This window comes from Anabaena sp. AL09, assembly GCF_001672255.1.
Classification (GTDB): domain Bacteria; phylum Cyanobacteriota; class Cyanobacteriia; order Cyanobacteriales; family Nostocaceae; genus Dolichospermum; species Dolichospermum lemmermannii.
The window spans coordinates 49519-62320 of sequence record NZ_LJOQ01000041.1 but is presented as its reverse complement, the minus strand read 5'-3'; the positions used below and the strand labels follow the sequence as shown (position 1 = coordinate 62320).

Annotated in this window: 18 protein-coding genes; 2 read left to right on the top strand and 16 right to left on the bottom strand. The window is 40.6% G+C overall.

What is annotated here, in order from left to right; translation table 11 throughout:
- Positions 1 to 5 precede the first annotated feature (5 nt).
- From rpsQ to rplC, 10 genes are all read right to left on the bottom strand, one after another.
- The gene (gene rpsQ / locus AN490_RS08350; protein ID WP_015079204.1) at positions 6 to 254 is read right to left on the bottom strand and encodes a 30S ribosomal protein S17; all 249 of its coding nucleotides are present in this window, start codon (positions 252 to 254) and stop codon (positions 6 to 8) included.
- Positions 255 to 260: 6 nt separating this feature from the next.
- Positions 261 to 488, bottom strand: a complete 228-nt coding sequence (gene rpmC, locus AN490_RS08345; protein WP_213711411.1) for a 50S ribosomal protein L29 — start codon at positions 486 to 488, stop codon at positions 261 to 263.
- 3 nt (positions 489 to 491) lie between these two features.
- On the bottom strand, positions 492 to 917 hold the full coding sequence (gene rplP / locus AN490_RS08340) for a 50S ribosomal protein L16 (protein WP_168695297.1): 426 nt from the start codon (positions 915 to 917) through the stop codon (positions 492 to 494).
- Positions 918 to 990: 73 nt separating this feature from the next.
- Positions 991 to 1770, bottom strand: coding sequence for a 30S ribosomal protein S3 (gene rpsC / locus AN490_RS08335; protein WP_015079207.1), 780 nt, complete (start codon positions 1768 to 1770; stop codon positions 991 to 993).
- 57 nt (positions 1771 to 1827) lie between these two features.
- Positions 1828 to 2187 (bottom strand): 50S ribosomal protein L22, encoded by a 360-nt coding sequence (rplV, locus tag AN490_RS08330; RefSeq protein WP_041458279.1) that lies wholly within the window; start codon positions 2185 to 2187, stop codon positions 1828 to 1830.
- Between the two features lie 95 nt (positions 2188 to 2282).
- A complete protein-coding gene (gene rpsS, locus AN490_RS08325) occupies positions 2283 to 2561 on the bottom strand; it encodes a 30S ribosomal protein S19 (RefSeq protein WP_015079209.1) in 279 nt (92 codons plus the stop codon).
- A 74-nt stretch (positions 2562 to 2635) separates the two neighbouring features.
- A complete protein-coding gene (gene rplB / locus AN490_RS08320) occupies positions 2636 to 3499 on the bottom strand; it encodes a 50S ribosomal protein L2 (protein WP_300001676.1) in 864 nt (287 codons plus the stop codon).
- 118 nt (positions 3500 to 3617) lie between these two features.
- Positions 3618 to 3935 (bottom strand): 50S ribosomal protein L23, encoded by a 318-nt coding sequence (locus AN490_RS08315; RefSeq protein WP_148762865.1) that lies wholly within the window; start codon positions 3933 to 3935, stop codon positions 3618 to 3620.
- Entirely contained in the window at positions 3928 to 4560 is a 633-nt protein-coding gene (gene rplD / locus AN490_RS08310) for a 50S ribosomal protein L4 (protein ID WP_015079212.1), read from the bottom strand. The genes AN490_RS08315 and rplD overlap by 8 nt, the downstream gene beginning before the upstream one ends.
- A 74-nt stretch (positions 4561 to 4634) precedes the next feature.
- Positions 4635 to 5273, bottom strand: coding sequence for a 50S ribosomal protein L3 (gene rplC, locus AN490_RS08305; RefSeq protein ID WP_300001670.1), 639 nt, complete (start codon positions 5271 to 5273; stop codon positions 4635 to 4637).
- Positions 5274 to 6133: 860 nt separating this feature from the next.
- Between rplC and AN490_RS08300 the strand changes: the two genes are divergently transcribed.
- A complete protein-coding gene (locus AN490_RS08300; protein WP_015079214.1) occupies positions 6134 to 6610 on the top strand; it encodes an NAD(P)H-quinone oxidoreductase subunit N in 477 nt (158 codons plus the stop codon).
- A 48-nt stretch (positions 6611 to 6658) separates the two neighbouring features.
- On the opposite strand, the gene AN490_RS08295 is transcribed toward AN490_RS08300, so the two are convergent.
- Positions 6659 to 7318 carry a Uma2 family endonuclease gene (locus AN490_RS08295; protein ID WP_015079215.1) on the bottom strand — a complete coding sequence of 220 codons (660 nt, stop codon included), beginning with the start codon at positions 7316 to 7318 and terminating at the stop codon, positions 6659 to 6661.
- Between the two features lie 60 nt (positions 7319 to 7378).
- Between AN490_RS08295 and AN490_RS08290 the strand changes: the two genes are divergently transcribed.
- Positions 7379 to 8461, top strand: a complete 1083-nt coding sequence (locus tag AN490_RS08290) for an ATP-binding protein (protein WP_300001664.1) — start codon at positions 7379 to 7381, stop codon at positions 8459 to 8461.
- Between the two features lie 72 nt (positions 8462 to 8533).
- Here AN490_RS08290 and AN490_RS08285 read toward each other — a convergent pair whose 3' ends face one another.
- From AN490_RS08285 to AN490_RS08265, 5 genes are all read right to left on the bottom strand, one after another.
- Positions 8534 to 9091, bottom strand: coding sequence for a hypothetical protein (locus AN490_RS08285; RefSeq protein WP_300001660.1), 558 nt, complete (start codon positions 9089 to 9091; stop codon positions 8534 to 8536).
- Positions 9088 to 9678 (bottom strand): hypothetical protein, encoded by a 591-nt coding sequence (locus AN490_RS08280; protein WP_300001657.1) that lies wholly within the window; start codon positions 9676 to 9678, stop codon positions 9088 to 9090. Before AN490_RS08280 ends, AN490_RS08285 begins: the two co-directional genes overlap by 4 nt.
- Positions 9679 to 9689: 11 nt before the next feature.
- Positions 9690 to 10880 carry a hypothetical protein gene (locus AN490_RS08275; RefSeq protein ID WP_300001654.1) on the bottom strand — a complete coding sequence of 397 codons (1191 nt, stop codon included), beginning with the start codon at positions 10878 to 10880 and terminating at the stop codon, positions 9690 to 9692.
- Positions 10881 to 10989: 109 nt separating this feature from the next.
- A complete protein-coding gene (locus tag AN490_RS08270) occupies positions 10990 to 12255 on the bottom strand; it encodes a glutamate-5-semialdehyde dehydrogenase (protein WP_300001651.1) in 1266 nt (421 codons plus the stop codon).
- 4 nt (positions 12256 to 12259) lie between these two features.
- Positions 12260 to 12667: a hypothetical protein gene (locus tag AN490_RS08265; RefSeq protein ID WP_015079219.1), complete on the bottom strand. Its 408-nt coding sequence runs from the start codon at positions 12665 to 12667 to the stop codon at positions 12260 to 12262.
- Positions 12668 to 12802: the final 135 nt, after the last annotated feature.

Sequence of the window (12802 nt, the reverse complement as noted above, 5' to 3'; positions counted from 1 at the left end):
GTTTACTAAGTAGCTTTAATGTTCAGGATTTCTTTGACTTGCCAACGCTTGGTTTTGCTCAGGGGTCTAGTTTCCTGAATCCGCACCCGGTCGCCTATTTTGCAAGTATTCTCTTCGTCGTGAACTTTATAGCGGCGGGTTTGAACTACGATTTTGCCGTACTTGGGGTGAGGAGCGCGGTTTTCTATGGCTACTACCACAGTTTTTTGCATTTTATCGCTCACTACCAAGCCAACTCGTTCTTTGACTGCCATAATCTCCTACTTTTGTGCTTGATCTGAAAGACTCGCTGCCCGTTTCCGTTCTCCTTCTACTGTCAGTAATTGGGAGAGCCGATGGCGTGCGTGTTTGAACTGGTGAGGCTTTTCTAATTGTCTAGTGGCTTTTTGTAAGCGCAACTGGAATAGTTGTCTTTTCACAGCGACAATTTCTTCACCCAACCGTTCGTCATTTAATTCTCTAGCTTCTGAAATCTTGGGAAGAGGCATAAACTACTCCTGCTCCTGTGGTTGAGAGCGGGTAATAAACTTGGTCTTAATTGGTAACTTACTGTCAGCTAATCGCATGGATTCGCGGGCAATTTCTTCAGTAACGCCGCCAATTTCAAACATGATCCGGCCTGGTTTGACTACGGCTACCCAAAATTCTGGGTTACCTTTACCAGAACCCATCCGGGTTTCAGCAGGACGCATGGTGATTGGTTTGTCAGGGAAAATCCGAATCCAGATTTTGCCACCCCGGCGAATATACCGAGTCATTGCCCGACGGGAAGCCTCGATTTGCCGTGAGGTAATCCAAGATGGTTCTTGGGCTTGGAGTCCAAAATCCCCAAAGTTGAGGGTACTGCCTCGGCTGGCAAGACCTTCCATGCGTCCGCGTTGTTGTTTGCGGAATTTAGTTCTTCTAGGACTTAACATGATTTGTCAGTTGTCGGTTGTCAGTTGTCAGTTGTCAGTTGTCAGTTTTTTACCACTGACTATTGAGCATTGACTAGGCTTCATTGGAGCGGTCTTCAAACTGTTGACGACGACGTTGTTGTTGTCGGCGACGGGGTTCGCGTTCACGGTCACGATCTCCACGTTCACGGTCTTTAGCTGGTTGAGCGGGAGCTTGTTCCTGTCCAGGAATAATTTCGCCTTTAAAGACCCAAACTTTAATTCCGAGAATTCCGTAAACTGTCTTAGCTGTGCAGCCAGAATAGTCAATGTCAGCGCGTAAGGTATGGAGAGGAACTCTACCTTCACGAGTCCACTCTGAGCGGGCAATTTCTGCACCGTTGAGCCGACCACCGACTTGAACTTTGATTCCTTGGACACCTGCTCTTTGAGCGCGTTGAATTGCTTGACGCACAACTCGGCGGAAGGAAACCCGACGTTCTAATTGTTGAGCAATGTATTCAGCAATCAGGTAAGCATCAGCATCAACTCGTTGGACTTCAACAACGTTAATGCGAATTTGGCGATTACCACCCAAGGCTCCTTGCAGTCCTAACCGTAATGATTCAATACCTTGACCACCACGACCTACAACCACACCTGGTCTAGCTGTGCGGACTTCTAGGTCAATTTGATCAGCTTTGCGCTCAATTCTCACTTCGGAAATACCGGCGTTATTTTGAGCGTATCTACCTAGTTTTTGCTCAATGTATTGACGGAGTTTGTAGTCTTCTTGGAGAAGTTCTGGATAACGGTCAGGTTCTGCAAACCAACGGGATTGGTGTTCTTGAGTTATACCCAGTCGAAAGCCGACTGGATGAATTTTCTGTCCCACAAAAGCTTCCTCTAAAATTTCTTACTGTACGCAATTTTCTTGTGCCTGTATGGCTGTTTACTCAGCAGTAGCAACCGCGGAAACAGCAACAGTGATATGACACGTTGGTTTGCGAATTTGGTAAGCTCGACCTTGCGCTCTGGGTTGAAACCGTTTTAGCACTGGTCCTTGGTCGGCATAGGCCTGACTGATCACCAAACTGGATCTGTCTAAACCAGCATTATGCTCGGCATTAGCTGCGGCACTTCTGAGAACCTTTAAGATGGGGTCACAAGCGCCATAGGGCATAAATTCGAGCAAGATTAGTGCTTCTCTGTATGAACGGCCGCGAATTTGATCAAGTACACGGCGCACTTTATAGGGAGAAATGCGTATATAGCGGGCGATTGCCTTAACTTCAGTAGTGTCAGTTGCCATTTTCATAACTTACTCTATGTTTATCAATTAAAAATTTAGAATTAAAAATTAAAAATTCTCATGTTTTAATTTTTAATTTTCAATTTTTAATTGATCTATCTCCCTGATTTTTTGTCACTTTTACCATGACCTCTGTAGGTACGGGTAGGAGCAAATTCTCCTAACTTATGACCGACCATTTGTTCATTGACAAATACGGGAATGTGCTGCCGTCCATTGTGAACAGCGATAGTATGACCTACCATCAAGGGCAAAATTGTCGAAGCTCTCGACCAAGTTTTGACCACTTGTTTTTCATCTTTTGCGTTTAACTTCTCAATTTTCTTGAGCAGATGGTCAGCAACAAAAGGACCTTTTTTTAAAGAACGACCCATAGTTCAATTTTTGATTTGGGATTATTGTCAATTGATAATTGATAATGCTTAATTGTCAATTGTCAAATTTGATGTTAGGACTGACGACCACCACGACCACGTTTAGATGATTTGCGGCGACGACGGATAATCAATTTAGTGCTGGCTTTCTTGCGATTCCGTGTCTTAGCCCCTAAAGTGGGTTTACCCCAAGGTGTGACAGGACCGGATCTACCGATAGGAGCTCTACCTTCACCACCACCATGTGGGTGATCCACTGGGTTCATGGCACTACCTCTCACCTTGGGACGACGGCCTTTCCAGCGATTTCGTCCAGCTTTACCAGCACTGAGGTTTCTGGCTTCTGTATTACCGACTTGTCCAATGGTGGCGTAGCAATCACGCCGAATCAACCGGACTTCACCTGAAGGTAACTTTAAGGTTACATAGTTGCCTTCTTTAGCGACAACTTGAGCCACTGCACCAGCAGCCCGCACGATTTGACCACCTTTACCTGGTGTCATTTCGACGTTGTGAACACTAGTACCCAAGGGCATATTCGATAGAGGTAAGGCATTACCATCTTCGATAGGAGACTCAGGTCCAGCAATTATCTTTGTGCCTACAGTCATGCCATTTGTTTGCAAGATGTAGCGTTTTTCGCCATCTTCATACAACACTAAAGCGATCCGCGCATTGCGGTTAGGATCGTATTCAATGGCTGTGACTGTAGCGGGCATATTCCGCTTATCTCGCTTAAAGTCGATAATGCGGTATAGTTGTTTGTGTCCGCCACCCCGACGACGGCTGGTTATCCGCCCTTGATTGTTCCGACCTTTAGGACGATGAACTGATTCAGTTAATGATTTTTCTGGCTCAGTTTTCGTAATTTCGGCAAAATCGGAGATGATAACTTGGCGAGTACTGGAGGTATAAGGGCGATAAGAACGAGTACCCATAAGTGATTTTGGAGTTTTGAATTTTTAATTCAGAATTTTTTTGATTTCGATTTTCGATTTTTAATTGTTTTTTGGCAATTATTTATTAGCCCAATTGCAAATCTCTAATCTAAAATTCTTAAACTTCTGGGAAGAGAACTTTTCTGATTTTTTCTTCGTCCCCAGGAGCAACGGTGACAATAGCTCGCTTGTATTGGGGTTTATAACCAATAAATCTACCTACGCGTTTTTGTTTGCGTGGAGGGTTAGCGGTATTGACTTTGACGACCTTAACTGCAAATAGGTCTTCAATGGCGGCTCTAATTTGTGGCTTAGTGGCTTTAGGAATGACTTCAAATACGTATTTGTTTTGTTCCATGAGCATGGTCGCTTTTTCGGTGAGAATGGGGCGACGCACTAAATCCGGTAGATCACGGGTGGCAACTACTTTAGGCACTGTAGACCTCCTGGATCTTATCTAGGGTTGATGATGTGACGATAATTTTGTCAGCGTGGAGCAAATCGTAAACGTTTAACTGGTCAGCGGGAATCAGTTTTAAGTTTTCGATGTTACGGGCTGATAAAAGCACGTTTTCTGCTATTTCAGACAAAATCAACAGTGTCTTTTGTTCTGATGTTGCACCCCATCTAGCTAATGCTGCTACGAGATCTTTGGTTTTAGGACGCTGTAACTCGTTGCTAAATTCTTCAACAACTATTAAATCTTCAGCACGGCCAACAAATGCTGTCCGCAATGCCAAACGGCGTTCTTTACGGTTCATTTTTAGGTCGAAATCTCTGGGTTTTGGTCCAAAGATCACACCACCACCACGCCATAATGGTGAACGGATAGAACCAGCACGGGCGCGACCTGTGCCTTTTTGCCGCCAAGGTTTACGACCACCACCACGAACTTCTGCACGAGTTTTAGTGCTGACAGTTCCCTGGCGAGAATTGGTCATTTGTCTGACTAGGGCGCGGTGTACGATATGCGCCGCTGTTGTTTCTTTGGCAACCCGGAGGTCGAAGCTTGTCTCTCCGACTTGCTCTCCTTGCCAATTTTTAATTACACTCTCTACCATCTTTGTGTCCTTTGTCAGTTGTCAGTTGTCAGTTGTTAGTTGTCTTTTTTTGCCCCTAACCAATGACTAAATGACTATTTTTTGCCAACTATAGTTGCAGGAACGACGCTCACTAAAGCTCCTGGTTTGCCAGGAATAGCTCCTTTAATGATGATTAAGTTGCGTTCTGCATCTACTCGTATTACTGTCAGTTTGCGAATTGTGACACGACTACCGCCCAAACGTCCTGCCATCCTTTTACCGGGATAAACACGACCTGGGGTTGTCCCAGCACCGATAGAACCTGGCGCTCTATGGTTTTTGGAACCGTGTGACATGGGACCGCGAGCAAAGTTGTTACGCTTCTGGTTACCGGCAAAACCGCGACCAATACTTGTACCAACTACATCTACAATTTCACCGGCACTAAAAATATCTGCTTTAATTTCTTGACCTAAAGCATAATCACCAGTGCTATCGGTGCGATATTCATTCAGATGACGGACTGGTGGGGCGGAGGATTTAGCCAAATGTCCCAACAATGGTCTGTTCAGTGACTTGGGTTTAACTTCGCCATAACCAACCTGAATGGCAGAGTAACCGTCGGTCTGTTTCGTTTTAACTTGTGTAACGGTGCATGGACCGGCTTTGATGACGGTAACAGGAATGGAGACTCCTGCTTCATCAAATATTTGGGTCATGCCCAGCTTGGTGCCGAGAATACCTACAGACACAGTTACTGGTTCTCCTTTCGTTCTATTTTTTTGGAAGTCGAATGGGGACAGCTTTTGTCACTGTCGCTTGAGTGTAAACTTTACCTCTGAAATTTGGACTGGCGTTAAACAGTGCAAATTCTCGGCGACGCAACAATTTTTGTCCCTTTTGCTTTAGTGAATTTGTTTATTTTCACTTACTCAATCACAATAACAGGAATAAGTGCCTACTCTATGGAGAAGGTATTACTTCTGGAATCCAATGCGAGGCTTGATGGCTTTGCGCTGTGTGCAGCAATGCTTTTGTCCAAGCAGTTGCTTTGGCACTCTACCGTGGTAGCAGGACTTAAGTGGTTATTGACCCTCAGTATCCTTTTCCTTAGTCTTAACATAATGCCATGAAACCAACATTATTGCTAAGGAACTACTTATTTTCATACCCTAAACTATTGTTTAAGATTTTGCCTAATTTTTTTAGGATTTACGGGAGTGATTTGGTGTGAGAGCTTAAATATGAATTTGGCTCTTGATTTGACCTGAAAGCTTTTTTAGTTTAGCAGTCTCTTATGGAGTCAGCCAGTTTTATTCTTTTAGGGAAACTAACTAGAAACTCAGATGCTAGGACTAACTAGAAACTCTAAATAAGAAAGATGCCTAGCTAATTATACTATTCGGTCACAATCTAATAATATAAACTATTCATGACTTTTTGTCCAGTATTTTTTTGCTTTATGATGGGATGCTGAGGCGGAGGTAGAAAAAATTACCCATATTCCGGTTTGGAATTTTCAAGATTGGGAAAAATATCCTGCTTCATTTAACTTAATCTACCACTAGAGAGTGAATAATAGAGATATCTAAGTGGGATAGGAGAAAAATCTATGGCACTAATTACCACTGGCAACGGTTTCATCCGCAATTTGGAGAAATTTGGGGCGTTGGGTGTTTATGTTCCTCTGGAGGGGGGCTATGAAGGTCGCTATCTGCGCCGATTACGGGCGACTGGCTATGTTGCATTGCATATTACTGCGAGGGGACTGGGTGATGTGGCTGCGTATCTGATGCAAGTTCATGGTGTTAGACCACCACATTTAGGCAAAAGAAGCAATAGTAGTGGTGCGGCGGTGGGTGATGTATATTATTTACCACCAATGATCAGTTCTCATTTGGCACAATTACCTCCTAAGTCTAAGGGGTTGGTGTTGTGGATTATTGAGGGAAATATTCTTTCTGATCAGGAAGTTGAGTATTTGATGAATTTGCCTAAGTTAGAACCACGGGTTAAGGTGGTAATTGAGAGAGGTGGCGATCGCATTTTCCGCTGGACTCCTTTGGAAAAGACACTGTTAGCTAGTTAAGCAAATTGTCAGGGTGGGGAAAACCCCGCCCCTACTATGCAATTATTTCTAATTCTGTATTTCCTGTTGTACCCAGGTACGAAAGGACTTACTAGCTTGCACTTCATCTATTTGGCAATCTTGCAAAAATTGATAAAGTTTTTCTTTGGTGATTATAGAAAATGTGGGACTTTTTTCTCCTTCAACATATTGATGATTTTGAAGTTGATAAAATAGCACTATTTCACCGTTATAACGCCAAAATTCTGGTACTCCCATGCTGGCATAAAAAGCAAGTTTATTGATGTCAGTATGAGTAATATCTACTTCCACAATTAAGTCTGGTGGTGGATCTTCATTTAAATCAACTTTTTTCCCAACTACTTGAGGTTGATTTTGAATGTAATAACAGTTATCCGGTTCAGCGCTTCTTTGTAAATCATCACGATTTAAGGTAGTTGAACCCATTGTTTTAATTTTTAAACCCATTTCTTCTACCAAAATGCAGATGAATCGTTCAATTAATCTGGTAGCGCTTTCATGTTCTTCTAATGGCATGGTGATTTCTAATGTCCCTTGATCATAGATAAGTCGAGAGGAACGACTTTGCCCTAATGCTGCTAAAATTTGCTGATAATTTTGCCAACTGATATTGTGGAAAACTACTCGCTGTTCTGCGGGGGTAGTTTCTGGGGTAATATTGTTTGGTTTAGTGATTGTACTAACCATAGTTGCCCTTAAATTTAGCTTAATAGTTATTATAATATATTACGCAAAAGCGAGAATCGAGTGAATTTAAATTTGTCTACTCCCTTACAATTAATTGGACGTTCTGTAGAGTTTCAGCGGATTATTGAAATACTGGCAAAAGATGGTGATTTGTTAATTACTGGAGTCCCTGGTAGTGGGAGACGCACTTTAGTGAGAGGTGCAGCACAGGAGGTGAATACAGTTATCTTGGAAATAGACTGCATTCGCGCTACAGAAGCAGAGAGATTTGTGCAACTATTAGCGGAAGCGATTAGTCAAAATTGGGAAGCGGAAAAAATTCAAATCTGGTTAAATGAAAATACTTCGGAATTTTTTACTTTTAATTCTGAAAGTCAACTAAAACTGATTCGTTCTTTGGAACAAGAACAATTATGGCAAGCTTTCGCCAGTTTGTTAGACTTATTGGAAATAATGGCGGTTGATTTAAATCACCGCATATTGCTGATTTTAGAAAGTTTTCCCCATATTCGTTCTTGGGATCGTCATGGTTTATGGGAAACTACATTTAGGAAAGAAGTTAAGGCTTATCCTCATGTTAGCTATGTACTAATAGCCACCATTGCTGAGTCTAGCCAACATCCCGATGATATCAATTATCCCCTAGAAACTATCCAATTAGCCCCTTTAGCTAAGGATATTTTAGCCTTGTGGGCGAGGGAAATTTTACATACGCAAGGTTTCACCTTTGACTGTCATAGTCAAGCCTTACAGCTATTTCTAGAGGCGGTACAGGGACATATTGGCGATGGGATGGCGATTATTCGGCGGTTATCTGCGTCCCGTTGTGCAGATGGTTTAATTCGGGAGGAAGATGTTCAAAAGGCTATAGCAGGATTATTGAAAGATTTGTCTATGACTTATGAATCTTTGCTGATGTTGTTACCTGCAAATCAGGTACATTTATTGGAATCTTTGGCTATTGATCCTACGGATAAACCTCAGAGTAAGGAGTATATTCAAAAGCATGGACTTTCACGGGGTGGGAGTCTACAAGGTGCGTTAACTGGGTTACAGCATAAGGGTTTGATTTATGATGCTGAACATGGTTATCGTTTAGCTATGCCTTTGTTGGCTTTATGGTTGCGGGAACGGTTGAGTTAATTTTGTTTCGCGCAAAGGCGCAAAGGAGCGAAGGCGCAAAGGAAGAAAGACTATAATAGTAAAAAAGTGTTGTCATGAACCGCGAGGATGTTCAGGCATTTTTAAGTCATATAAAAATAAATGCAGAATTTCTAGTGGTGACATTGGGGAAGCATGAATCATGAAGTCATCATTACCTGGATGTAAATGAAATCGTTTTCCATTATTATCATTATTGTGTTCTGGTGGATTCAGATCAAATCGTAAAAATTTAGTTGGGTTATCCTCTGAAAATCTGATTTCAAAATCAAATGCGATAACTTTAGCAGGTTTAATTGTTTGATCAACTGTAATCGCAAAATCAAACCAGCAACCATCAAATCTTTTAAAATGGGGAATTTCTCTAAGTCGCTTTTGATTTTTCCCTCCTCCAGTTATTTCAATAATACCTTTATTTTCTTTTGTCATTTTTAGCAAACCACGAATTTCATGATGTTCCGTTTTCAAAAACTTATCATCACAGGCTGCTGTTAAAGATTTAAGAAGTTTAGTCCACAAATCTTTAGCACTTTCTTCAGTTAGGGGAGTCGTTTTTAATAAGCGTTCTTGCACCTTGTGACAAATTTGCTCCCAATCATCTTTACTGCTCAAATTAAATCTCCTCTTTCCATAAGGACAAGCCATTCAGCATATTCAGGTTCAGGTGGTAAAGTTCGCGTTTCAGCCATTTCAATTATTTGAGAGTCAGTGAAACCTGACCATCCTCGAAGTGTGGCTAGTCTTTCCTGAATTTCTTCAAAACTGAGTAATTCTGTATCTTTTAAAAATGAATATACCCTAGAACCGAGCCAACTCACAATATTTGGAGCATAACAAAACATAGTTTTTGCTGATTCTGGTGATAAAATCAGCACTAATCCGCGCTTTCTCATCAAGGAACTTCTCATACAATCAAATTCATACCAATTATTTTTATCCCATTGTTCAAAGTTCCACAGAATTAAATAATCTTCAGTTGCTTTCTTAATTTGCTGTACTAGAGTATTAGTCTCATCATTTGCAGAGAAACATCCCACTTCACATTCTGCAAAAATGGTTAGTGTTTCTTGCAAATCATCAACTAATTGCTGACTATCTAAATTTGCAGTAATGAGTGCTGACCAAGTATTTCCATTTGGCTGTGAGCCAATTCGCTGTAGAAATTCGTCAATGCTAACTGACGTAAGTGAATTAATCATCGAAGTTCATTTTAATCTAAAATTTGTTGAATTAATGGTTTAATAGCTGGATGAACTGCATAACGTAGTTTTGGATATCTATATTCAAGAATTACTCTTCTTACCAATAATCGCAAATCTTCGTCAGTTCTAGGAATAAATATTCTTGTTTTAAGAATCTGCTTAATAATTTTGAGTTCGTTGTCTGATATACCAAGTAATTGATTTCTACCAATTGAATCAACAGCTTTTAAAACTTGTTGTTCTTGTACTTTATCTTCACCTGATAGATATGTTTCCTCAATGGAGGCTTGTGTCAGAGTAATAAAGTCTCGTAAAACCCCACCAGAAAAGCGAATCAAGGCTTTAATTGCTGCTTCTTCTATAAAATCTTCAGATGAGCGAGTTTGAATAATTTCTTCAAAGAAATTATAAGCTTCTGGATCATTTTCAACATCAAAAAATGGCTGATAGCATAAATAGTCTAAACTTTTATCAACTGTATCATGATAATCACCATAAATTGCAGTTAATGACCCTATTAATACTACACCAATACCAGAAGATGATATTGATTTTGCATCTGAATACACAACCTGCATAAATGCTTTAGCATCATCAAGTCTATCTAATCCATCAAATAGAAGAACCAGATTTCCGTAATTTTCAAATGTAGCTTTAGCTAATTTACTTACCGTTTCTACTAACTGTAAGCTGATTCCATATCCTTCTGTTTTCTTGGGAATAATGCCTTTAACAGCGATATACTGTCCTCCATCATCGTAGAAGTCATCGTAGGGATCATATTCTGTTGTATAACCATGTGCCAGATTACGAATTAACTTGATAGATTCTATAACATTTTTGTCCTGACTATCTTTTATAAGTTTAGCAAGTTCTAATCCAGTGATTGCAGTTAAAACACCAGTGGTTATTTTAGAAATATCTGTATATCGGCTAACGTCTACATATATTGCATGGATATCTTCTATTTCATTAATTTGCTGACAAGCAACTAATAATTGAGTTGTTTTACCAGATCCAATTCCTCCTAAAAGAAGATGTGAAGAAGACGGACGCAAAGCTATACGATTTGAGATATTATCTACAAGTAATTTTCCCGGTGCGTGGACATAATAGCCACTTTCAATTGCTTCTGATGGATTTGCTGCACCCTCAAAAGCTGCCATTCTTTCTCGAAAAAGCTTTAGTCGGTTTGACATATAACTTAAACTCTCTATTTACAAAGTTGTGCGTACTGTGAGAAATAGCTGAATATCTTTAATGAACATTATAAATATATAACAGTTTTACTTCTCACTTCTCTCACTACTAAAACCGTCCATTTCCCTGAACAATATGCTTCACGGTTGTCAAAGTCTCCAAACTAATAAATCCTCTACGATGTCCTTTTTGATTGGACATTCCTAAAAATACAGCTTCTCCTCGTAAGGAGTAACGGGAAAAGCGGGGGGAAGCATTAATGTAGGTAGAGGCGCTATTTACTCCTAATGCAAATTGGCGACTTTCTTGGTAGGATTCGGTGACAATACTATCAGCATGACTGCTACTATATTGGTTAATCCAAGCGATCGCACTTTCTAAACTATCTACTAACTTAAAAGCTACTGTTTTGGTTAAATACGGTGTTCCCCATTCTTCATCTTTGGCTAATTGCAATTGGGGAAATGCTGCAACTAGTTCTGCATCTCCTTTGAGTTGAAAACCTTTTTCTTTTAAACTACTCCACAGCACTGATAAGGAAGATGGTAAAGCTTGACGATGAACTAAAACTTTTTCAATGGCATTAACTTGATCTGGTTCGCTTTCATGACTATCTATAATCATCCAGCGGATCATTTCTAAGCTACTGTTCACTGACCAATACAGATAACAATTACCCATTGCTGATTTTAACACTGGGCAGGTTGCTTGTCTGACTACCTGTTGAATTAAACTGGAACGTCCGTAGGGAATAACTAAATTTAAATACTGATCTTGGGTAACTAAGTCTCGCACTGAAGCACCATGTTCAGCGGTGATTAATTCTACACAACCTGCGGGTAATCCGACTTTAGTAATTGCTGTTTGTAATGAATTAGCGATCGCTGTATTGGAGTTACTAGCTTCCGTACTACCTTTAAGAATAATACTATTGCCAGTTTTTATGCAAAAACCAGCAGCGATCGCCCCTAAATCGGGGAAAGCCTCATAAATAAAGGCAATCACCCCTAAAGGCATTAATTGAGTATAACTTTGAGAGTCTTCCTGTTGATAATCAGCAGTTCTCACCCGTCGTAAAGGATCAGATAATTCTCCCAATCGTTGCAGAATCTTAATAGTATTCTCCAACCGAGAGGGAGTTAGCTTCAACCAGTCCAAAATTAATTCGGGAACTGCCATTTCTCGACTTGCTTCTAAATCTAGAGTATTAGCTTCGAGAATTTCATCAAAATCACTTTCTATCGCTTGTGCCATTGCTAACACAGCCCGACTCCTATCTATCCCCTTAGTCGTTCCCAATTTTAAGGAAGCCTGAAAAGCGCGGTTAGCACTTGTCATCGGTTCGGGGTAATCATCAATCACTTCACCTGTCATGGAGTTAACGTCTGTAAGTAAGCCAGACCATTAGTGCTGGCAGAATTACCAATAGCACTGCTACAATTGTCCAAGCTATGATATTGGAACTATTAGCCAATCGTAGAGCTAATGGTAGCCATATAATCACTAACACAAAAATAATGCTGAGTGCTACTGGCAAATAGTTTTGTCCTAATCCGGGTTGAACAATTTGCCAATTATTACCTTTCCAGCGCCAAGCACGTTTATATGGATAGGTAGTAGAAAGTTGCTCTAATACATATCCATTTTCTTCGACAACAAAAATCTGCTGACAGCGATCGCATCCGAAAGCTTCTGTTAGCGTGATAGGAATCAAATGTCCCTTGCGACGACAAGGACAAGCGTATTCCGTATTTAAGTCAATTTTATCTGGTTTTTGAGGTTGCACAAGCGAGATAAATAACTTGGGCGGTTTTTTACATTATTCCCCAATTTTCCTGAAAATCAGTATGGGAAACTCTAAAATTACGTCTAATGATATAGCTGGGAAAGTCTACTAACAAACTCCTAACCTAAAAATCCA

What these genes read in the sequence shown, in the direction of transcription:
- rplB (WP_300001676.1), bottom strand. Translation starts at nt 3,499, where the DNA reads ATGGGTACTCGTTCTTATCGCCCTTATACCTCCAGTACTCGCCAAGTT.
- AN490_RS08280 (WP_300001657.1), bottom strand. Translation starts at nt 9,678, where the DNA reads ATGATTAATTCACTTACGTCAGTTAGCATTGACGAATTTCTACAGCGA.
- rplP (WP_168695297.1), bottom strand. Translation starts at nt 917, where the DNA reads ATGTTAAGTCCTAGAAGAACTAAATTCCGCAAACAACAACGCGGACGC.
- AN490_RS08300 (WP_015079214.1), top strand. Translation starts at nt 6,134, where the DNA reads ATGGCACTAATTACCACTGGCAACGGTTTCATCCGCAATTTGGAGAAA.
- rpsS (WP_015079209.1), bottom strand. Translation starts at nt 2,561, where the DNA reads ATGGGTCGTTCTTTAAAAAAAGGTCCTTTTGTTGCTGACCATCTGCTC.
- AN490_RS08295 (WP_015079215.1), bottom strand. Translation starts at nt 7,318, where the DNA reads ATGGTTAGTACAATCACTAAACCAAACAATATTACCCCAGAAACTACC.
- rplV (WP_041458279.1), bottom strand. Translation starts at nt 2,187, where the DNA reads ATGGCAACTGACACTACTGAAGTTAAGGCAATCGCCCGCTATATACGC.
- AN490_RS08275 (WP_300001654.1), bottom strand. Translation starts at nt 10,880, where the DNA reads ATGTCAAACCGACTAAAGCTTTTTCGAGAAAGAATGGCAGCTTTTGAG.
- rpsQ (WP_015079204.1), bottom strand. Translation starts at nt 254, where the DNA reads ATGGCAGTCAAAGAACGAGTTGGCTTGGTAGTGAGCGATAAAATGCAA.
- AN490_RS08270 (WP_300001651.1), bottom strand. Translation starts at nt 12,255, where the DNA reads ATGACAGGTGAAGTGATTGATGATTACCCCGAACCGATGACAAGTGCT.
- rpmC (WP_213711411.1), bottom strand. Translation starts at nt 488, where the DNA reads ATGCCTCTTCCCAAGATTTCAGAAGCTAGAGAATTAAATGACGAACGG.
- rplD (WP_015079212.1), bottom strand. Translation starts at nt 4,560, where the DNA reads ATGGTAGAGAGTGTAATTAAAAATTGGCAAGGAGAGCAAGTCGGAGAG.